17 protein-coding genes and 2 tRNA genes are annotated in these 19,728 nt (G+C 68.6%); 12 read left to right on the top strand and 7 right to left on the bottom strand.

Annotation, left to right across the window (positions count from 1 at the left end; genetic code table 11):
• Positions 1-3: 3 nt before the first annotated feature.
• Positions 4-693: a FadR/GntR family transcriptional regulator gene (locus ACLJOU_RS01650; RefSeq protein WP_410562319.1), complete on the bottom strand. Its 690-nt coding sequence runs from the start codon at positions 691-693 to the stop codon at positions 4-6.
• A 43-nt stretch (positions 694-736) separates the two neighbouring features.
• On the opposite strand from ACLJOU_RS01650, the gene ACLJOU_RS01645 reads away from it, so the two are divergent.
• The 3 genes from ACLJOU_RS01645 (at position 737) to ACLJOU_RS01635 (ending at position 2,556) form a co-directional block, all read left to right on the top strand.
• A complete protein-coding gene (locus ACLJOU_RS01645) occupies positions 737-1,363 on the top strand; it encodes a GNAT family N-acetyltransferase (RefSeq protein ID WP_410562317.1) in 627 nt (208 codons plus the stop codon).
• Entirely contained in the window at positions 1,360-1,713 is a 354-nt protein-coding gene (locus ACLJOU_RS01640; RefSeq protein ID WP_410562315.1) for a VOC family protein, read from the top strand. The genes ACLJOU_RS01645 and ACLJOU_RS01640 overlap by 4 nt, the downstream gene beginning before the upstream one ends.
• 69 nt (positions 1,714-1,782) lie before the next feature.
• Positions 1,783-2,556 carry a sulfite exporter TauE/SafE family protein gene (locus tag ACLJOU_RS01635; RefSeq protein ID WP_410562312.1) on the top strand — a complete coding sequence of 258 codons (774 nt, stop codon included), beginning with the start codon at positions 1,783-1,785 and terminating at the stop codon, positions 2,554-2,556.
• Here the strand turns inward: ACLJOU_RS01635 and hisC are convergent.
• Entirely contained in the window at positions 2,537-3,601 is a 1,065-nt protein-coding gene (gene hisC, locus ACLJOU_RS01630) for a histidinol-phosphate transaminase (RefSeq protein ID WP_410562311.1), read from the bottom strand. The two genes, ACLJOU_RS01635 and hisC, sit on opposite strands and share 20 nt — an antisense overlap.
• Before the next feature lie 139 nt (positions 3,602-3,740).
• Here hisC and ACLJOU_RS01625 point away from each other — a divergent pair, with 139 nt between their 5' ends.
• From ACLJOU_RS01625 to ACLJOU_RS01595, 7 genes are all read left to right on the top strand, one after another.
• The gene (locus ACLJOU_RS01625; RefSeq protein WP_410562309.1) at positions 3,741-4,370 is read left to right on the top strand and encodes a dienelactone hydrolase family protein; all 630 of its coding nucleotides are present in this window, start codon (positions 3,741-3,743) and stop codon (positions 4,368-4,370) included.
• 139 nt (positions 4,371-4,509) lie between these two features.
• Positions 4,510-6,504, top strand: a complete 1,995-nt coding sequence (locus ACLJOU_RS01620) for an acetoacetate--CoA ligase (protein WP_410562307.1) — start codon at positions 4,510-4,512, stop codon at positions 6,502-6,504.
• Between the two features lie 22 nt (positions 6,505-6,526).
• Positions 6,527-8,242, top strand: coding sequence for a phosphatidylglycerol lysyltransferase domain-containing protein (locus ACLJOU_RS01615; RefSeq protein WP_410562304.1), 1,716 nt, complete (start codon positions 6,527-6,529; stop codon positions 8,240-8,242).
• A 65-nt stretch (positions 8,243-8,307) separates the two neighbouring features.
• Positions 8,308-8,397, top strand: a tRNA-Ser gene (locus ACLJOU_RS01610).
• Between the two features lie 41 nt (positions 8,398-8,438).
• A tRNA-Arg gene (locus tag ACLJOU_RS01605) sits at positions 8,439-8,512 on the top strand.
• Between the two features lie 180 nt (positions 8,513-8,692).
• Positions 8,693-9,394, top strand: coding sequence for a hypothetical protein (locus ACLJOU_RS01600; RefSeq protein WP_410562302.1), 702 nt, complete (start codon positions 8,693-8,695; stop codon positions 9,392-9,394).
• Positions 9,395-9,493: 99 nt separating this feature from the next.
• Positions 9,494-9,847 carry a tyrosine-type recombinase/integrase gene (locus ACLJOU_RS01595; RefSeq protein WP_410562300.1) on the top strand — a complete coding sequence of 118 codons (354 nt, stop codon included), beginning with the start codon at positions 9,494-9,496 and terminating at the stop codon, positions 9,845-9,847.
• Positions 9,848-9,962: 115 nt separating this feature from the next.
• Here the strand turns inward: ACLJOU_RS01595 and ACLJOU_RS01590 are convergent, their stop codons facing one another.
• The 5 genes from ACLJOU_RS01590 to ACLJOU_RS01570 form a co-directional block, all read right to left on the bottom strand.
• On the bottom strand, positions 9,963-10,604 hold the full coding sequence (locus tag ACLJOU_RS01590; protein WP_410562297.1) for a hypothetical protein: 642 nt from the start codon (positions 10,602-10,604) through the stop codon (positions 9,963-9,965).
• 29 nt (positions 10,605-10,633) lie between these two features.
• Positions 10,634-11,086: a hypothetical protein gene (locus ACLJOU_RS01585; RefSeq protein ID WP_410562295.1), complete on the bottom strand. Its 453-nt coding sequence runs from the start codon at positions 11,084-11,086 to the stop codon at positions 10,634-10,636.
• 293 nt (positions 11,087-11,379) lie between these two features.
• A complete protein-coding gene (locus ACLJOU_RS01580; RefSeq protein ID WP_410562294.1) occupies positions 11,380-11,991 on the bottom strand; it encodes a hypothetical protein in 612 nt (203 codons plus the stop codon).
• Positions 11,992-12,317: 326 nt separating this feature from the next.
• The gene (locus ACLJOU_RS01575) at positions 12,318-13,736 is read right to left on the bottom strand and encodes a hypothetical protein (RefSeq protein ID WP_410562293.1); all 1,419 of its coding nucleotides are present in this window, start codon (positions 13,734-13,736) and stop codon (positions 12,318-12,320) included.
• Between the two features lie 248 nt (positions 13,737-13,984).
• A complete protein-coding gene (locus tag ACLJOU_RS01570; protein ID WP_410562291.1) occupies positions 13,985-16,855 on the bottom strand; it encodes a tetratricopeptide repeat protein in 2,871 nt (956 codons plus the stop codon).
• A 125-nt stretch (positions 16,856-16,980) separates the two neighbouring features.
• Here ACLJOU_RS01570 and ACLJOU_RS01565 point away from each other — a divergent pair, with 125 nt between their 5' ends.
• Together ACLJOU_RS01565 and ACLJOU_RS01560 are read left to right on the top strand one after the other, a co-directional pair.
• Positions 16,981-17,205, top strand: coding sequence for a hypothetical protein (locus tag ACLJOU_RS01565; RefSeq protein ID WP_410562288.1), 225 nt, complete (start codon positions 16,981-16,983; stop codon positions 17,203-17,205).
• 1,120 nt (positions 17,206-18,325) lie between these two features.
• The gene (locus ACLJOU_RS01560; protein ID WP_410562286.1) at positions 18,326-19,441 is read left to right on the top strand and encodes a helix-turn-helix domain-containing protein; all 1,116 of its coding nucleotides are present in this window, start codon (positions 18,326-18,328) and stop codon (positions 19,439-19,441) included.
• The last annotated feature ends 287 nt before the right edge of the window (positions 19,442-19,728 follow it).

The raw sequence follows: 19,728 nt of genomic DNA, 5'->3' as shown, positions 1-19,728 counted from the left end.
GTCCTAAGTGGACTGCTCCTCGGCGGCGTAGTCGTGCGCGTACGTCTTGGCGTCGACCAGGTGCTTGAGCGTCAGTTCGCGCGCGGCGGCCGGATCGGACCGGCGGATGGCGTCGAGGATGGCCCGGTGGTCGGCGACGGCCTTGCGGATCTGGCCGGGCAGCCGCAGCGCCGCCCGCCGCTCCGCGCCGACCAGGGCGAGCACCGACCGCAGCAGCCCGGCGACGTCGTCGTTGCCGGCGTTCTGCGCGATCACCCGGTGGAACTCGGCGTCGGCGGCGATGACGTGCAGCATGTCACCGGCTTCGGCGGCCTGCGCCATCTCGGCGACGTTGTCCTCGAGCCGGCTGACGGTCTTGGCGGTGGCGTGCCGGGCCAGGCGTTCGGCGAGCGTGGGCTCGACGGTCGCCCGCAGGTCGAAGAGCTTCTCGACGAGCTGGTCGTGCTCGGTGAACCAGGTCCGCAGCGGCTGTTCCTGCTGCTCGCGGACGTAGGTGCCGGAGCCCGCCCGGATCTGGACGTACCCGATGGAGTCGAGGACGCGCAGGGCCTGCCGCAGCGACCCGCGGCTGATCCCGAGCTCTTCGCACAGCACGCGTTCGGCGGGCAGGCGTGAGCCGGGCGGCAGGTCGCCGGCGTCGATCCGCGCCCGCAGCCGGTCGACGGTCGCGCTCCAGACCTGCTCGGTGTCCACGCGCTCATCCTCTCAGTTCCCGGAACTGTCGGGGGTGGCTGCCATGATCACCGGCATGGACATCTTGGAGGCCTGGGTGCGCGGCTGGGCGGTTTCGCGGGCCACGCCGCCACCCGTGCCGGAGCCGGACGGCTACCGCATCGACGTCGGCCTGCCCGGGCACCGGGTGCGGTACCTGCTGCGCTCGCCGGCGTCGGTCCCCGACCGGGCCCGGACGGTGGCTGCGCCGGGCACGTGGCTGAAGACGTGCGGCTCGCGTGCCGCGGTGCTGGCGGGCCTGACACCGGAGTGGACGGCGGGGGAGACGGAGTACCTGATGGCGGTCGAAGGGCCGGTCCCGCCGGCGGCCGTCCCGCCGGGGTACGCGGTGACGGTGAGCGGCGACGGGCCGGCCTGGGAGGTGCGGCTGACCGCCGGCGGCACCCCGGCGGCTCGCGGCCAGGTCGCGGTGGCGGACGGTGTCGCGGTGTTCGACAAGATCGAGACGGAGCCGGAGCACCGGCGCCGCGGCCTCGGCCGCGTGGTGATGCACCGCCTGAGCGAGGCGGCGGGCGCGGGTTCGAGCGTGCTGCTGGCGTCCGAGGCCGGGCGCGGGTTGTACGCCTCGCTCGGCTGGCGCGTGGTCTCCGACGTCGTCCCGGCACACGTCCCGGAGGAAGGAGCGGCATGACAGCGCGGTTCAAGGATCTCGCCCTCGACGCGAACGACCACCAGGCGCTGGCGGACTGGTGGTGCCGCGCGCTCGGTTACGTCCGCCGCGACTCGCTGACCGGTGACACGCGGCCGGACGGCTGGCCGGTCCCGATCGTCGACCCCGCCGGGGAAGGGCCGCTGATCTGGCTCAACCCCGTGCCGGAGCGGAAGACCGTCAAGAACCGCATGCACCTCGACGTCTTCGGCGACCCGGCGGAGCTGGTGGCGATGGGGGCGACCCTGATCCGCGAGCGGGGCGGTGATGTGGACTGGGACCAGCTCGCCGACCCCGAGGGCAACGAGTTCTGCGTCTTCGCCCCGCGGTGACTGTCTGACCTGACACATCTGCGTCGCGGGAGCGGGCCACGGTGCTTAGGCTCCGCACGTGAATGCTTCATGACGTGGTGGCACGCCCTGATCGTCGTGGTCGCCGGGGTCTGGGCGGGGACGATCAACGCCGTCGTGGGGTCGGGGACGCTCGTCACCTTCCCCGTGCTCGTCGCGCTCGGGTACCCGCCCGTGACCGCCACGACCTCGAACGCCATCGGCCTCGCGCCCGGGACCCTCAGCGGGGCCTGGGGTTACCGGCACGAGCTCAAGGGCTACTGGCCCCAGGTCGTCAAGTTCGGCGTCGCCTCGTTCCTCGGGGCCATCGGCGGCACCATCCTGCTGCTCTCGCTGCCCAAGGACGCCTTCGAGGCCGTCGTGCCGGTGCTCGTCGGGCTGGCGGTGATCCTCGTGATCGTGCAGCCGAAGGTCTCCCAGTGGGTCGCCAAGCGCCGCGAAGAGAACGGTGAAGAGCACAAACCCGGGCCGCTGCTGATGTTCTTCATCTTCCTCATCGGCGTCTACGGCGGGTACTTCACCGCTGCGCAGGGCGTGATGCTGATGGCCGTGATGGGGATGCTGCTGTCGGAGCCGCTGCAGAAGCTCAACGGCGTCAAGAACGTCCTCGCCGCCGTCGTCAACGTCGTCGCCGGGCTGATCTACGCCTTCGTCGCGCCGGTCAGCTGGGCCGTCGTGCTGTGGCTGGCCGTCGGCTCGACCGCCGGCGGCTTCCTCGGCGCGAAGATCGGCCGGAAGCTGCCGCCGGCGGTGCTGCGCGGCGTGATCGTGGTGATCGGCGTCGCCGCCGTCATCCAGCTGGTGGTCAAGCAGTTCGCGAAGTGAATTCGCGCGCCGCGGCCAGGAAGAGGTCGTTCTCCTCGCGGGTGCCGATGGTCACGCGGACGCCGTCGCCGGCGAACGGGCGCACCACCAGCTTGCGGTCCAGCGCGTGCTCGGCGAAGGGGACGGCCTGGTCACCGAGCGGCAGCCAGACGAAGTTCGCCTGCGTCTCCGGCACCCGGTAGCCCGCCTCCAGCAGCGCGTCCCGCACGCGGCCGCGCTCGGCGACGATCTCCTTGCAGCGCTCCAGCAGCTCGCCGGCCGCGTCGAGCGACGCCAGCGCGGCCACCTGGGCCAGCATGTTCACCGAGAAGGCCACGTACACCTGGCGGAGTGCGTCGGCGATCGGCTCCGGCGCGACCGCGTAGCCGACGCGAAGGCCCGCGAGGCCGTACGCCTTCGAGAACGTCCGGAGCACCATGACGTTCGAGCGGCTGCGCGTGTACTCGACGCCGTCCGGCACCTCGGGGTCGGTGACGAACTCCTTGTAGGCCTCGTCCAGCACGACCAGCACGTGCTCGGGCACGGCGGCCAGGAACCGCTCCAGCTCCGCGCGGCGCACGGCCGTCCCGGTCGGGTTGTTCGGGTTGCAGACGAAGACCACGCGTGTCCGGTCGGTGATCGCCGCGAGCATCGCGTCGAGGTCCAGCTCCTGGCCCTCGGTGATCGGGACCTTCACCGACACGGCGTTCGCGACCTGCGTGACGATCGGGTACGCCTCGAAGGAGCGCCAGCCGAAGATGACTTCGTCGCCGGGCGCGCACACCGCCTGGATCGTCTGCTGGCACAGCGACACCGAGCCGCAGCCGATCGCGACGTGCTCCACCGGCACGTCCAGCTCGCGCGCCAGCCGCTCGCGCAGCGCCTGCGAGCCGGTGTCCGGGTAGCGGTTGATGCCGGCCGCGGCCTCGGCGATCGCCCGCGCGACGCTCGGCAGCGCACCGCCGGGCACCTCGTTGCTCGCCAGCTTGATCGCGCCTTCGATCGTCCGGCCAGGGATGTATTTCGGCAACGATTCGAGATCGGCACGCGGGGACACGGACGGCATCTTCGGCGCTCCTGGAATTCGACGGGACGACCCGCTCACCGTATCTTTTCCGTCCGCCGCCCCGCGACTCCCTTCCGGCGGACCGTGCGGGGGGCCACCGGGCTTCCTCCCGTTCACCTCGAAGTGATTGAGTGAACCAATGACGTCGACCTCCACCGCGGACTACCAGCGCACCGACGGCCGCACCCTGCGCCTGACCTTCTCCGAACCCGAAGGCGCGCTACGCGGCGGCTTGGTGGTGCTGCACGAGGCCGACGGCGTCACCGACGGCGTGAAACTGCTGCTCGCGAGCCTGGCCACCGAAGGCTGGCTGACCGTCACCCCGCACCTGGAGAACGACCGCCTCACGCAGCAGGACCTGCTCGACGCGACCGACCTCACCCTCGCCTGGCTGGTCGAGCGAGGTGTCCAGGCCGACCTGCTCGGCGTGATGGGCTTCGACCTCGGCGGCACCGCGGCCCTCGTCGTCGCGTCGCACCGCAGGCTCGGCGCGGCCGTCAGCGTCGGCGGGCAGCAGGTCGCCGAACTGCCCGCGCTGGTCGAGATCGCGGGCAAGCTCACCAGCCCGTGGCTCGGCATGTACGGCGACGCCGGTGACGAAGCGGGCGGCGCCGACGTCGAGCGCCTGCGGGACGCCGCCGCGTCGGCGAAGGTCGCCACCAACGTCGTGCACTACCCGGGCGCGAACCACCGCTTCGACGCCGACCCGGGCGCGGCCGCGGAAGCCTGGCAGCGCACGCTGAACTGGTTCGACGCGCACCTGCGGTAGTCCATCCACACCCCGCCGCCACCCTCGATCGAGGCGCTGCGCGCCACTGTGCAGGTGTGGGCGGGCACCACGGCGAACCGGACTCCCATGTCGGTTCCGACCACGGTGACTTCCCGATCCGAGGGATTAGGCTCGGGGCGTGAAGCACACCGCCGACGCCCCCGAAGTGCTCTGGCGCCCCGAGCCGGGCCACGTTGCAGACACCAAGATCGAAGCCTTCCGCCGGTGGCTGCGCGCCGAGCGCGGCGTCGAGGTGGACGACTACCGCTCGCTCTGGGAGTTCTCCGTCGAGCGCGGCCCGGAGTTCTGGGCGGCGGTCGCGGACTTCCTCGGCGTCCGCTGGCACGACCAGCCCGGCGAAGTGCTCTCCGGTGGGATGCCCGACGCCGTCTGGTTCGAAGGCGGCACGCTCAACTACGCCGAACACGCGCTGACCCCCGGCGTCGCGGGCGCCGCGAAGGGCGACGACGAGACCGCGGTGATCTTCCACCGCGAAGACGGCTTCGCGAGCCACCTGACGTACGGCGAGCTTCGCGCGCAGGTCGCCGCGGCCCGGGCGGCCTTCCTGGAGCTGGGGGTCGGCAAGGGCGACCGGGTCGTCGCCCTCGCGCCGAACTGCCCGCAGACGCTGGTCGCGTTCCTCGCCGCCGCGAGCATCGGGGCCATCTGGTCGTCGTGCTCGCCGGACTTCGGCGTCCGCGCGGTCGCCGACCGGTTCGTCCAGATCGAGCCGAAGGTGCTCTTCGCGGTCAACGCCTACGCCTACAACGGCCGCCGGTTCGACATCCGCACGACGATCACCGACCTGCAGGCCCAGCTGCCGTCCCTGGCGGCCACCGTCCTGGTCGAGTACGTCGGCGAAGGCCGGATGGACGGCGCGCTCGACTGGGACGAGCTGCTCGCGAAGCACGCGGGCGCGCCGCTGCTGTTCGAGCCGGTCGAGTTCGCGCACCCGCTCTGGGTGCTCTACTCGTCGGGCACCACCGGCCTGCCGAAGGGCATCGTGCACGGGCACGGCGGCATCACGCTGGAGCACCTCAAGGCCCTCGCGCTGCAGACCGACCTCGGTCCGGGCGACCGGTTCTTCTGGTTCAGCACCACCGGCTGGATGATGTGGAACTTCCTCATCTCCGGCCTGCTGGTCGGCACGACGATCGTGCTCTACGACGGCAGCCCCGGGTTCCCGGACCTGACCGCGCTCTGGCACCTGGCCGAGCAGCACCGCGTCACCTACTTCGGGACGTCGGCGCCGTTCATCCAGAGCTGCCTCAAGGCCGGCGTCAAGCCGGCCGAGCGGTACGACCTCACCGGGCTGCGCGCCCTGGGTTCGACCGGGGCGCCGCTCAGCGTCGAGGGCTTCCGGTGGATCGTGGCCGAGGTCGGGGCGCACGTCCAGATCTGCTCGGTCTCCGGCGGCACCGACCTGTGCGCGGCGTTCGTCGCGTCGGCGCCCGACGTGCCCGTGTGGCTCGGCGAGCTGTCCTGCCCGGCGCTGGGCGCCGCGGTCAACGCCTTCGACGAGGCAGGCAAGGCCGTCGTCGAGGAGGTCGGCGAGCTGGTCATCACGAAGCCGATGCCGTCGATGCCGGTGTTCTTCTGGAACGACCCGGACGGCTCGCGGCTGCGTGAGGCCTACTTCGAGATGTACCCCGGGCTCTGGCGCCACGGCGACTGGATCCGGATCACCGACCGCGGCTCGGCGGTGATCTACGGCCGCAGCGACTCGACGCTCAACCGCGGCGGCGTCCGGATGGGCACGGCGGAGTTCTACCGGGTCGTCGAGGGCTACGACGAGATCGCGGATTCCCTGGTCGTGGACACTTCGGCGGCCGGGAACGAGGACGGCCAGCTGATCTGTTTCGTGGTGCTCGCCGGCGGTGTCGAGCTCGAAGATGTCGAACCGGCGCTGCGCAAGGAGCTCCGTAGCGCGCTGTCACCGCGCCATGTACCCGATCGGTTCGTCGTGGTTTCCGAGATACCTCGTACCTTGAACGGTAAGAAGTGTGAGGTACCGGTGAAGAAGATCCTCGCCGGTGTGGCTCCCGACCGGGCCGTCAGCCGTGATGCGCTGGCCAACCCGGCGGCACTGGCGCCGTTCGTGGAGCTCGCCGGGGGGTGGATGGGGGAAGCATGATCGGCCACGGCAGGTTGTACAGGTGGTGACGGGGACACGCGCGCAGATCACCTGGAAGGTGGCAGGGGCCACCACGGTCGGGGTGATCACCTGGGTGACCCGGCTGGCGGGTCTGATGACCCTGGTCTCGATCCTCGTCCCGGCCGGCCGGCGCAGCCTGCGCGGGCACCTGGCCGAGTGGCTGGAGCTGCCGCAGGAGGCCACGGTCGCCGCGGCGACCGTGGCGCTGGTCATGGGCGTGCTGCTGGTGCTGCTGGCCGCCGGGCTGCGGCGCCGGAAGCGCCGGGCCTGGCAGCTGGCGGTCGGCGCGACGGTGCTGCTCACGATGTCGCACCTCGGGCTGAAGCACGTCTTCGGAGCCGGTCTGGTGTCGGTGGTGCTGCTGGTGGGCCTGATCGCGAACCGGCGCTACTTCGTCGCGAAGCCCGACCCGGTGGTCGGGCGCTGGCGGGCGGTGCGCGTGTTCGTCCAGCTCGCGCTGGCCGGATTCGTGATCAACGTCATCCTGCTGTCGGTCGCGCCGCGGGCGTTCCTCGAGCCGCTGGGCTTCGGCGACCGGCTCGCGGAGTCCGCGCTCGCCTTGGTCGCGGCCAGCGGGCCCGCGGTGTTCCACCAGATGTGGCTGGAGGACCTCACCGCCGCCGTCGGCCTGCTGTTCGGCCTCGCCGCCGTCCTCGTGTCGGCCTACTTCCTGCTGCGCTCGGCCGAGCCGGCCCCGCGGCTGACCGACGAGGAGGTCGCGCGGCTGCGCCGGCTGCTGGACGAGCACGGCGAGCGCGACTCGCTCGGCTACTTCGCGCTGCGGCGGGACAAGTTCGCGGTGTTCTCCAAGACGGGCAAGGCCGCGGTCACCTACCGCGTGATCGCCGGGGTCGCACTCTGTTCGGCCGACCCGCTGGGCGACCACGAGGCCTGGCCCGGCGCGATCGAGGAGTACCTGGAGGTCTGCCGCCGCGGCGGCTGGGTCCCGGCGGCGATGGGCGTCTCCGAGCTGGGGGCCACGGTCTGGGCCCGGTTCGGCCTGGAGGTCCTGGAGATCGGCGACGAAGCCGTCGTCGACGCGGCGGGCTTCACCCTGGAGGGCCGCACCATGCGCGGCGTCCGCCAGGCCGCGGCCCGCACCAAGCGGGCGGGCTACAAGGTCCTTGTGCGCCGGGCCGAGGACCTGCGCCCGGGCGAACTGGCAGAGCTGGAGGTCCTGGCGGCCAACTGGCGCGGCACGGACACCGAACGCGGCTTTTCGATGGCGCTGGGCCGCATGGGCGACCCGGGATCGGTCCTGGTGACCGCCGAGCAGGGCGGCCGCGTCCGAGGCGTGCTCCAGTTCGTCCCGTGGGGCACGAAGGGCTTGTCCCTGGACGTCATGCGCCGCGACCGCACGGCCGACAACGGCGTCAACGAGCTGATGATCTCGGAGCTCCTGCTGGCGGCCGGCCGCCACGGCGTCGAGCACGTGTCCCTGAACTTCGCGGCGTTCCGCGCCCTGATGGAGCAGGGCCAGCGGATCGGCGCGGGCCCGGTGGCCCGGATGTCGGCGAAGGTCCTGCACTTCTTCTCGCGCTGGATCCAGATCGAGACGCTGTACCGCTTCAACGCGAAGTTCCAGCCGCGCTGGGTGCCCCGGTACCTGGTGTACCCGGGGGTGCGCGAACTCCCGCGGGTCGGCATCGCGACGTTCGAGGCCGAAGGACTGGGTGGGCGCTCTCCGCGCCTGCTCAGACTGCTGCAGCGGGCTTAAGGGGGGTGCCATCCGGGGGGTGTCCGGGGGTGTGTAACCTATCTGAGCAGTGGTCGTTGGGCCCAGGAGGCTTCGCCTAGTCTGGTCTATGGCGCCGCACTGCTAATGCGGTTGGGGGTAACCCCCCCTCCCGGGTTCAAATCCCGGAGCCTCCGCTGGTACTCGGTTCGCCGGGTGCTAGGTTACAACTGAACACGCGCCCGTAGCTCAGCTGGATAGAGCATCTGACTACGGATCAGAAGGTCAGGGGTTCGAATCCCTTCGGGCGCACGTCTGGTTGAGACAGCAATACGCAGGTCCAGTGCCTCTTTCGAGAGGCGCTGGACCTGCTGTGCGTTCAACCTGACCCCTGCGTCAGCTCTATTGCTGTAGGGATGAACGGGCGAATAGGGATGCCGGACAGTAACGATAAGCCGCGACGAGGGCACGCTTCGCGAGCGTTTACCGGGCGTGTGGGAGATCCGCGTCGTCGTCGGCACCCACCCGCTGACCGGCCGGAGAAAGCAGAGGTCGTTCACCGTCCACGGGGACGGGGAGTACGCCGCGCCGCGGCAAGCCGAACTGGTCGCCGATCACGGCGTCCGCCGCGTGTACGCCGACCGTGGCGATCGGCTGACGGTGGAGCAGCTGCTCGATCGGTTCGAGGCGGCGCCGCATCGGTGGAGCCCGACCACGCTGCGGTCCTACGGTGGCGTGCTTCGGGACTTGCGGCGGGATCGGCTGGCGCGTTGCTGCCTGGATCGGCTGACGCCGGCGGTGCTGGGGGTGGCGCTGGCGCGGTGGGCGGCGGCTGGGGCGACGCCGTCGACGTTGTCCGGCCGGTTTCACGTGCTGCATTCGGCGATCACCTGGGGTGTGTGCGAGCGGCTGCTGGGTTGGGATCCGTTGGTCGGGATGCGGTCGCCGCCGCGGCCGTATCCCCGCAAACACCTGCCCCCGCCGCAGGTGCGGCAGCTGTTCGCCGTGGCGGAGCGGCGACGGCTCGCTGCCGTAGCTCGGCTGCTCGAGCGGCCGGCGTCGCGGCAGCGGGCTTTGGATTTGTTTCTTGCGGAGCGGAATGAGCTGCTGGTGCGGCTGGCGCTGATTCGGGCGCGCGTCGCGGTGAGCTGGCGGCGCTGCGGGTGGAGGATCTGGACGGGCGGGTGCTGTTGATCGAGCGCGCCGCGAAGGACGGGGTGATCGGTCCGACCAAGACCCACTCGCGTGGCCGTCTCACCCTTGGATCTACCACGGCACGGTGCTGGCACAACCATGTCCAGGCATGGCAGCACCATCCTCTGGCCGGCGACGCGGCAGGGCCGTGGCTGTTTGTCGCGCGGCCCGACCGGCAGACGCCGATTCTGCCGGCCGAGCCTCGGGCACCGGTTCGAGCGGCTGCGGAACGCGGCAGAGTTGCCTGATGCGACGCTGCATCGGCTCCGGCACACTGTGGGCACTCATCTGGTGGCTCAGGGCAAGATCCTGAAAGCCGCAGCTCGGCAGCGGCACCGGGACCCGTCCACGACCTTGCGCAATTACGCCGACGCGCTACCTCTGGACGATGAGGGCGCCGCCGACGAGCTCGACATTCTCTTTAACGGCCCGGCGATTACTCGTCTGCTATAGGAGACTCGATTGCCAGCTCCTAAGAGCGACTCTCTTCTCTCGGTTCTTGCATTGTCAGCCATTGACATCAATGTCAATGGCGCAATGGAAGCCGAGGTGGTGTATCGCCCCTTCGTCATTCGTGTTCCTTGCGGGCGCCTCCAGTTTGATTTGTGGGCTCGTCCGGGAGTGAACTCGCAATATAATCGAGCGCGCTCCTGATTGCAGTTAGTTGCTTGACTGCCTCCTTTAGGACCTGATCAGGGTGTGTGCTGGAAACGCTGTCGCTTCGGGAGCGTAGCAGCATGACGTCAAGGTCGAAGTAGTCACGATAATGCTCCCCGTCCGGGCCGTCGAAGTCAATCGCCACCCTGACTTGATCTGGAAACGGTTCTTGGTTCGTGCGGCCATCGGTCGTCCAGAAGTAAACGTTATCTAACTCTGTTCCCGGCACAAGAACGGGGATTGGCTTGCTGTAGCGGCGTTTGAGGAACGGTGCAACGCTCTGGGGCTCCTTGGCTGGCGCCGGGTCCTGTAGCGGCGGCTCAAAGGTCACTGCCACGTTGCGGGCGATCGTTGGCCCGTAGTTTTTGATCAAGAGAAACTGGGTTCTGGGAACGTGGGGGCGTCGTTCCAGTTGGGCTGCCACCATTGGCCGAGTGCGGGCCTGGCTGTCGCGGTCGGCTCGCTTCAGTGTGCGGTTACCGTTCGTCGCCGACCAGATTGCCGCTCCAGAGCTGACGATGGCGGCTATTCCTGCGATCCAGGCGGGTTCCATTCGCTTCCTTCGTCGAAGTTCTAGGTCAACTATGCAGATGGTAAGTCGGCTCGTGCGGCCCGTTCGAAAGTCGACCTCAATGACTTTCGGCTGTCCCAGCTAAGTCCAATGCGGGAATCGCCCTTGCCGCGGAAGTCTTTCATTAGCGCCTTTGAGTATTCTTCGGCCGCGGCCGCGGCCTCGAGTGACCCTAGGAGATTAATTGCGGCTCGGGTTGTCCATAGTTCATGACGCGCCTTGTCGACCGCTTCTTGCGTGCTTTGATCGGATGGATCCCAAGACTCTGCGGCGTCACCCCAAGCGCTTGTTGCGCTCAGGAAGTTGACATACGCTTCTCGTTTGGGTTGTGCGTAAAGGGTTTCCCGTTCGAGCTTCTCTCGTTTCGCTGCTTCGGTCAGGGCGCGCCGATCTGCCCTGCGCTGAGTCCATAGGACACCGACAAGCGTCAGCACTGGCGAGAGTACGGCCAGGAAGATCGTCATCCAGAGCGGTGAAGTAGCTTGCATTATCGTAATCTACGTCATCTGGTCCCGATTCTCGGCGCCAGGTTTTCTGGCCAGACCGCGCTGTGTGCTGGCGGCCCTGCGGCGTCGTCCAGGTCGGTACGGAGTCGATGCCGTACCCCGTCCGGGGCTGATCCACTGCCGTCGGCGAGTACGGACAGGCCGGGGCCTTCGGCAGCGGGTCCGGGTCGGTGCGCCCGACCGCGGTGCTGGCTAGCGGGAGCAGTGTGGCTTGAGAGCTGCGGATCGGCCGGCCTGGGGCTTGAGTCCGATCAGGCTGCGTCGTTGAAAATCCTCTGCTGGACACCAAGGTAGCGACGCAGGTCCATGACGGGAGCGTCCGTCGAACTCGGGGTCGACTCCGGCAACTCATCCAGATCGATCGAGTTCGCCTGGGCCAGATGCCGCGTGTAGTCGATGACAACCTGGACCAGGGTCTCGGACTGCTCCGTAGAGAAGTCGACCGTGGTGTTGCCGTTCTCGGAGTACGCCTTAACCGCATTAAGATCGGCGATGAGGCGGCCGATGATCTCGGCCTCGAGGCTCCGGCTGCGGACCGCCTGGAGGTAGGCGCGAAGTGAGTCGTTGTAGTTCTCGACGCTCTCCGGTAGCGCCCTCTTCCGCTTGCGGGCGATCGCGATGGCCGTAGTGGCTGTCCCGACGACAGCCAGCGTGGCGAGCCCCGCTAGGACTACTGGCTTCTTGAGCATCCAGACTGCCGCTCCAACCGCATCCTCGTTCGGCTTGCGAGCGGAGATCTCGGTGAGGTGGACTACGAGGCGTCCAGCCTTGTTACGCACCACGCCGCCGTAGCGGATTAGGTCACCGGTGAGTAGACGCGCCTCAATCTCTGGCGGAATGTAGAAGGTGGGCTGAATTATCACTCGTGATCCTCGGCTGTGCTCGTCGCGGTCCTGCCGAGCCAGATGCTAGTGCTCGCCGGGCCTGCCGGACATCGGCGATACCGCGGCCGCGCCGAGTCGCTTCTAGCCAGGTCCGCTTGTCGCTGACCATGTGCGCCAGGTGTAACCCGACCGAGGTCGCCTACGGGCCCTCCAACGTCACCAGGCCGACCGCACAGCGCCTGGCAACGTCGATCGCGGTGGCGACGTACGGGCGGCCGATCAGCGGCGGCCCGTGCCGCTCGTCGACCACGATCATGCCGCGTGGCTGATCCGTTGGGCCGGAGTCACAGCAACACCCACGCCCCTCACTGGCCGATGACACCGGTGTCCAGTACCTGCTGCAGCACTCCGCTCGCCCACTCGCTGGCTGCGTGGTGCGTTCCTTCAGCGAGGCCCGTTCCGATCGGGGTGGCGATGCGGCCAAGGGTTTGGGCGAGGTAGCTCAGCCGGCGCTTGATCTTGCCGGGTTCGGGAGAATCTTCGGTGACTTCGTCGAGGGCGTCCTGAGCGGCGCCGTCGATGTCGTCGCGGTCGGCGTCGTCGAGGCCGTGCTGATCGGGCAGTTCGGCCAGGATCTTGCGCAGCAGCTCGGCCATCTCCTGGTGGCCGGTGTTGCTGTTGTGCTGTCGTTGCGTAACGCGGTTGCTGTGGGTGGCGAGCTGGCCGGTCACGTCGCCATGCACCGTCGTGTTCCCGGTGTTGGTCGTCGAGTTGGCGGTCGACGCGCCGGTCGCGACGGTGACCGGGCTCGAGCTGTTTGGGGCGGTCACGGCGGTTGCTCCGGGTGCGTTCTGAAGAATAGTGTGGAACTGGTGGCGGTCACCGGTGACGACGTAGACAACGGCGGCGTCGGCGGCCTCCTTGGTGGGCTGCTGGTCCTTCGGGGTGACTGCGATCAACTCGGCGACCGATTCGGTGAGCTTGGTGCGGATCTGTGCCAAGACGCCGTTGAGCTGCGATTTGGCTACTGACCAGTAGAATTGGCGGGCCCGGGTCGTCTCAGGATTGACGTAGTGCTCGTTGATGACCGACAACAGTGTGTCGGACCAGTACGGGCGCAACCGGTGCTCGGCCTTGCCTTCGGCCGCCATCGCCTCAATCTGTCCCACTGGTGCTCCCAGCGGAACCAGGTCGAGAGGGCGCCCGGTTGCTGCGATCATCTCTCGGATTTGGGGTGGCAGGTCTGCGGCTGAAAACGGGTCTACTCGGTGGTTGTAGCCTGCTGGGTTGCTGAAGACGATGTTGGTCTGGGCGCGGAGTTGTCGGTAGTCGGGGATGCTGTCGAGGGCTGAGTAACCGTCGAGCTCGGCGCGGGCCCAGTCGCGCATCTTCTCTGACCCGGCTCGGCCGCCCAGCAGGATGCACTTGTTCAGCAGGTCGATGAGCGGCAGTGTGCTCAGTCCGGCTTCGATCTCTGCTAGCAGGCTCCTAGACATGCACACCAGTTGCCCACGTGCCCCGATCAGGCGGCGGATGGTGCCACCTTGCGAGGTAACCTGGCTGGTCGCTCGAGCTCGCCTACCTTTTTCCCCGACGTGACCACTATGACCAGCAACAACAAGCCAAGCCCGCGAAGCGGCGATGACAGCTACGACCTGATCGACGACGTCCCGATCACCCAGGCAGCGCTCGGCGAGATCCGAGATCGCCGAGAATGAAGGGTGGCTCGGTTGCCTGGCCGGCACTGGCTCGCTCGCCACCGAAATCATGCGCAGTTGGATCAACCGCTGACACCAGCTGCCCCGGCACCCTCGAGCGCGGTCACTTCTCGCCGACATTGATCATGACGTCCACCCGCGAGTGCGGTCATAACCGACAAACATCTGCGGTCAACTCACGCAGTCAAAGCCACCGGGGCGTCGCCGTGCGCTCGGCTCGCGCGGGATGGTCCCTGGGTGGTTCAGGGACGGTTCGGGGGCAGAGTCTGCCCCCCGTGGGGTAGTTGTCTGCCCTCGGACCTGCGCTGCGTGCCCTATGTTTCCCCTCTGCGAATCTTCTCCAGGCAATTGGCGAGGTAGTTGTAGGTGGCGAGGGTGCCCGGGTGCTTGGGGCCCAGCACTGCGGATTGCGCGGGGAGCAGTGCGTTGAGTGTTTCCATGGCATGGGCGAGGTCACCGGCTTCTGCCCACGCAACGGCGAGGTCGTAGTGGGTGGCGAGGGTATCCGGGTGGAGGGGCCCGAGGGCCTTGATTTGCCGGGTGAGAAGTTCGGCGAACGCGTCGGCCGCGCCGGCGAGGTCACCGGCTTTTGCCCGCGCGATGGCGAGGTTGCTGCGGGTGGTGAGGGCGTCCGGGTCGTCGGGGCCTAGGGCCTTGATTTGCTGGGTGAGGAGTTCGGCGAACGCCGTGGCGGCGCCCGCGGGGTCACCGGCTTTTGCCCGCGTAACGGCGAGGTGGTTGCGGGTGGCGAGGGTGTCTGGGTGGTCGGGGCCGAGCACCCTGATCTGGTCGGTGAGGAGTTCGGCGAGCGCGGTGGCGGCGCCGGCGGGGTCACCGGCTTCTGCCCGGGCAAGGGCGAGATGTTTGCGGGCGGTGAGGGTGTTCGGGTGGTCGGGGCCGAGGGCCTTGATTTGCTGGATGAGCAGTTCGGCGAATGCCGTGGCGGCGCCTGCGGGGTCACCGGATTGTGCCTGCGAGATGGCGAGATTGCCTCGGGCGGCGAGGGTGTTCGGGTGGTCGGGGCCGAGCACCTCGATCTGCTGGGTGAGCAGTTCGGCGAGAGCGTCGGCAGCCCGGGCCGGTTGGCCGGCTGCCCTCCGCAAGACGGCAAGGTTGTTGCGGGTGGTTAGCGTGTCCGGGTGGTCCGGGCCGAGCACCCGGGTCTGGTCGGTGAGGAGTTCGGCGAGCGCGGTGGCGGCGCCGGCCGGGTCACCGGCCTCTGCCTGCGAGACCGCAAGGTGGTTGCGGACGGTGAAAGTGTGTGGATGGTCGTGGCCGAGCACTCTGTTCTGGTCGGTGAGAAGTTCGGCGAACGCGGTCGCGGCCCCGGCCGGGTCACCGGCTGCCCTGCGCGCAACGGCGAGGTTGGCGCGGGCGATGAGGGTGTCCGGGTGGTCCGGGCCGAGATGCGTGTGTGCGTCGGTGGCCAGCCGGCGGGAGTAGTTGACCGCGTCGTGAACCGGCCCGACGTCGTTCATGCTGCGGCCGGCGCGAAGCAGAACGTGGTACCCCGGGGATGCCCAGAGGACTGGTGCGGCGACATGCTCGAGAGCCTGGGTGTTGGACCGCAACGTGGCCGCCAGGTTGAGGTCGCGGTCCTCTGACGGCCAGATCTCCACCAGCGCAACTGCGGCAGCGCATGCGGTCGGTGCCAGCTTGTCGGCGTTGTGGATGTTGTCGCGCGTGGCCCGCTGGACGAGGGCGTGCACGCGCACCGCGCTGTGCGCGGTATCGAGGTCGACGGTGAGCAAGGACAGCCGGTGCAGCTTCCGCACCACCGACCACACCTCGCGTTCGGGCACGTCCCGCTCCAGCATGTGCTCCAAAAGCCACGTGACGGCCTTCGCGGTGAACGCCGCGCGGGGGATGCCGTTCGGGTCCAGCAGCGAGGCCAGCAACATCACCACCGGCACCAGCCCGCCGGGGGCGAGCCGCGCGGCCAGGTCCATCGAAATCTGCCAGGTCGTGGCCACGGTTCCCAGATACGGGTCCGGCGACTCGTCCAGGTGCGGAAACAGCGTGCTCAACGCGGTGCGGTTGTCCTGAAACCGGTCGCGATAGTCCTGGACCGACAGATCCTGCTCCAGCAGCAGGTACGCCGCGGCGTGCGCCAACGCCAGGGGCAACCAGCCCAGATCCGCGGCCAGCCCGTCGAGCAGTTCCACCGCCGGGGTCCGGCCGTCCGGGCCCGAGTAGAGGTGCGGCACGTCGGCGAGACGCCGTTGCAGGTAGTCACGGGCCTGCTCCGGGGTGTAGAGGCCGACCTCGACGATGCGCCGGCCGTGCCCGTTCAGGCCCTCGCCACGGTAGCGAGTGGTCACGATGACCTGCCCGGCCGCGGTCGGGTCGGGCCACCACTGTTGAACCTGGCTGGGGAGTTGCACGTCGTCCAGCACGATCAGCCACGACCACGTGGTGGTCGACAGCCAGGACATCAACCGCCCGGCGGCCTGCTCGGGTCGACGGGGATCGGCGCCCAGCACCCGCGCCGCGGCCTCGGCGTAGGCGGTGACGACCGCGGAGGCATCGCGCGCAGAGACCCAGATCGCCAGATCAAGGGACTCGTCGTCCCACACCTGGCGGGCGTAGTGGGCGGCCAGCTGGGACTTGCCCACCCCGCCCATGCCGGATAACACCCGCACGCCGGCAGACTGCTCTTTGCCCCCACCGCCCGGGTTCGCGCTTTTGGCGCCGTCGGCCTTGTTCGCTGTGCCGGGGTCAGGCGTCCGGGGCTGGTGGGGGGTGAGCACGACCGACTCGCCGGCGTCGACCGCGGCCGCCAGCTGCTCCACGTCCGGCCGGTCCACGAACACCACCGGCGCGGGTGGGAGCTCCTCGCGCCCGATCCGTACCAGCCCGGCTGCCGAGTCCCGGCCAACGGCATGGTCGTAGCGGGCCTTCCAGAACGGCACGGTCATCCGGTCTCCCGCCAGACGCGGGTTGCCGGACTGTTCGTACAGGCAAGCGTCGATGAAGTTCCGCACGGTCGAGTCTCGGATGGTGACCTTGGCGTTCAGCGCGTTGCTGATCGTCTGGTCCGAGAGCTTCACCTCGGCCAGTTTGCTTCGGCGCTCCAGATCCGCGAATTTGGCCACCCCGGCGCGCGTCATCAGATCTTTCAGCACCTTCGCGCCGCGCTCGCGGGCCGCCTGCCGGGCACGGTTCTGGTCGTCACCGTCTCGCACGTCTCTATACCCCTCGCTGGTGGCGAACCAAATTTCGCCAATTTTCCGAACGTGTCCCACGCCCCCCGCGTCCGCGGTGTCCTGGTTTACGTCAGCAGCAACAACCGCTACCAGGAGACCGCGCTATGGGCACCTGTATCGCCTTCGTCGTTACCGCACCCGACGTCATCACCACGATCACCCTGATGGAGCACACCGCGCGGGTGATCTGGACGCACCTGCCGGCCATCACCATCGGGTTGCGCGCCGCGAGCGCCGTGTTGAGTTGCCTCGCGGGCATCCGCGCCCTGATCCACCGCCACGACCACCCCCCGGCGCGCCACCAGACTGACAGTGACCACCGCCCTTAAGACCAGGTTCCGAAGACGTGAGGTAACTGGCGCGGTTCTGAGCGCCGTCCCGGTCGTCCGCGAACGGTCGGAGGTCGGCCGAGGAGCCTAGAGCTTCGGAGCGGTCGCCGAACCGCAGCCACGGCCACTGCGCCGAGGCCGCGAAGTCGCCCGCCAGTGTGCCGCTCGCCAGTCGACTTCGCATCTGGCCGAATAGGCGCAGGTCAAGGACCTTGCCCGGGTACTGTGCCCTTTCGCCGACAACGGTGGTAGGCCGGCTGGCGGCACAGACAACGATAGTCGAGGCTCCGGCTGCGCCAACTGAGGTTTGGCGATGCGGAACGAGCTGGTGGAGCAGGCCGGCCGGTTCGCAGCGACCGGCCTGCTTCCGGTGAGGGCTTGTCCGGACCAACGAACAACGACCTCGGCGAGGACGCACCAATCGGCGCTTCCTCGTGTACCAGTGTCGCGCCGAGGGGTCGCAATAACCAAGCAGTTGATGTTGCCCATTCAGTCGGCAACAACCCCTCCACTGGCTTGACCTGCGGCAATATGAGTTACGCCCACATCTTCGTCGCCAGGCGTGTCGGCGCCGTCAGTCTGAGGCGGCCTCGCCGGTGCGCCGGAAGTGGTCAGTTATTGCCGGCGTTCGGTGATCGGTGTAACGGGTGCGAGAGCAACGGCGGCTTGTTGCCTGTAGGAGATGGGCAAGTTGATGACCTCGCGATCACTGGCGTGCGGTAGTAGATCTGGTGGAGCACACAGCGTGAACCGGTGGGTGACGTCGCAGGCCACCTACCGCGGCAGTGAGAAGGATTCACTGTTCCGATGTTCAGGTCGTGTGCAGCAGACCCGCAGGCTTGTCCGGACCACACGAAGAAGGGGAAATCCCCATGCGACGCGCCCGTTCACCGATGTGCTCGAGACCACCAGCAAGGGAACCAATGTCCTCTCCGGCGCGCCGGGTCGGGGTGCTAGTGGTACTGGTTACCGCGATGCTGGTCCTGATCGCGTCCGGAGTGTCACCCCAGACGGCGGTGGCGGTCCTCGGTGCGATCGGCTTGCTTGCGGCCGAGGTGTCCACCCGGCTTCTCGGGCCCCTGCCGGCCGAGTCGGTGGCGCGGCGCGCTAAGGACCGCTCATGAGCCCCGCGCCGCAGAAGCCGATCCCGGCCGGCGGCGGCCCGGTGGCCGAGTTTGCGACGGCGCTGCGTGCGCTGCGCGACAGCGTCGTACTGCCTGACGGTGGGCGCTTGACCAACGCGCAGTTGGCCGAGCGCGCTCACGTCCACCCCTCCACTGTGAGCAAGGCCCTCGGCGGGGAGAAGTTGCCGTCCGCCAGCACTGTCAAGGCGCTGGCCAGCGCTTGCGGCGCCGACGTCGCCACCTGGGAACATCGCCGCGCAGAGGCAGAAGCTGCCCACAACACACCACCACTTTCCACGCAAGCAGCTCCTGAGGCCAGCGAGCTCACCGCTCAGGCATCACACACCGCCACAGCACCTGCGCCTGGCCCTGACGCTGAGCCTCTCCAGCGGAAGACCACCGGACCACCCCCGGACGCCTCCGTACCCCGCGGGCTGTGGCGCTATCGCGCCGCGGCGACTGCGCTCGCCGGAGCAGCGGCGATCACAACCGTGGTCCTCATCGCCACCAATGTCGCGAGCACTTCCGACAACGCGCAGCCGGGAACCGTGAGGATGGGGCCGAGCCTCACCGCGACAACGACGAGCTCGGTCGCGCCGAAGCCGTCGATGGAGTTGCGGTACAAGTCCGGTGACCAGCTCGTCCGCGTCCACAACGGCGACCGCCCTGGGGTGATCGTGCATGCCGCGCTCGTCGCGCCGCGGGGCTGGCCGCCTGTGCCACCGACGTCCTTGTCCTTTCCGACCACGCGACGAGGAGTGGGGATGGATGGTGTCAGCGACTACTGGGAGCTCGACTCCGAGCGCCGTCACACCAGCACCACCTTCGTCGCCTCCGCACCCGCGAACCCTTCCACACCCTTCGCGGTTAGCGGCCAACTCGCCTTCAACAGCAACGGCTCCTGCGGCAACATCACGCTTACTGCAACCATCGGAGGACGCAGCATCAGCGAGAGTGGCCGTCTCCAGTACGAAACGCTCTACCTGCCGGGGAGTCTTCCCACAATCACCGACGAGTCGACCTTGACCATCGAGCTCGCATTGAGCGAACCCAAGGCACGCTGCGCTGCTGCCGTCGAATGGCAGCTGCCTAAGCTTGTACCTGTCGGTTGACCTCGGCGTCTGCAACAGCTCCTGGTTACGTGCGGCTCGTTCGCCCGGGCTGGGGTCAAGCAACCGGTGGTGGTGACGCTGCGCGGCGACGCACGGCCGTTTCTGTCGGTGCTGGTCGCTACGATGCCGGGCGAGGACTTTGTCAGCCTCGAACGGACGCGGGTCGCTGCCTCAAGGGGCTTGGCAGCTCCCCCGCGTCCGGCCCAACCTCAGAAGACAGCAGGTTGTGGAGCTTGATCAGCCACCGAGGAGTCTTCCGTGGCCGCCGGGGAGGAGCATCATGGCGG

This window comes from Amycolatopsis sp. cmx-4-61 (assembly GCF_046548775.1).
Lineage (GTDB): Bacteria > Actinomycetota > Actinomycetes > Mycobacteriales > Pseudonocardiaceae > Amycolatopsis.
This window is presented reverse-complemented; position numbering and strand designations above follow the sequence as displayed.

Coding starts and splice junctions, on each gene's coding strand:
- ACLJOU_RS01595 (WP_410562300.1), top strand. CDS start 9,494: ATGTCCAGGCATGGCAGCACCATCCTCTGGCCGGCGACGCGGCAGGGC.
- ACLJOU_RS01565 (WP_410562288.1), top strand. CDS start 16,981: ATGGGCACCTGTATCGCCTTCGTCGTTACCGCACCCGACGTCATCACC.
- ACLJOU_RS01590 (WP_410562297.1), bottom strand. CDS start 10,604: ATGGAACCCGCCTGGATCGCAGGAATAGCCGCCATCGTCAGCTCTGGA.
- ACLJOU_RS01645 (WP_410562317.1), top strand. CDS start 737: ATGATCACCGGCATGGACATCTTGGAGGCCTGGGTGCGCGGCTGGGCG.
- ACLJOU_RS01585 (WP_410562295.1), bottom strand. CDS start 11,086: ATGACGATCTTCCTGGCCGTACTCTCGCCAGTGCTGACGCTTGTCGGT.
- ACLJOU_RS01560 (WP_410562286.1), top strand. CDS start 18,326: ATGAGCCCCGCGCCGCAGAAGCCGATCCCGGCCGGCGGCGGCCCGGTG.
- ACLJOU_RS01625 (WP_410562309.1), top strand. CDS start 3,741: ATGACGTCGACCTCCACCGCGGACTACCAGCGCACCGACGGCCGCACC.
- ACLJOU_RS01640 (WP_410562315.1), top strand. CDS start 1,360: ATGACAGCGCGGTTCAAGGATCTCGCCCTCGACGCGAACGACCACCAG.
- ACLJOU_RS01635 (WP_410562312.1), top strand. CDS start 1,783: ATGACGTGGTGGCACGCCCTGATCGTCGTGGTCGCCGGGGTCTGGGCG.
- hisC (WP_410562311.1), bottom strand. CDS start 3,601: ATGCCGTCCGTGTCCCCGCGTGCCGATCTCGAATCGTTGCCGAAATAC.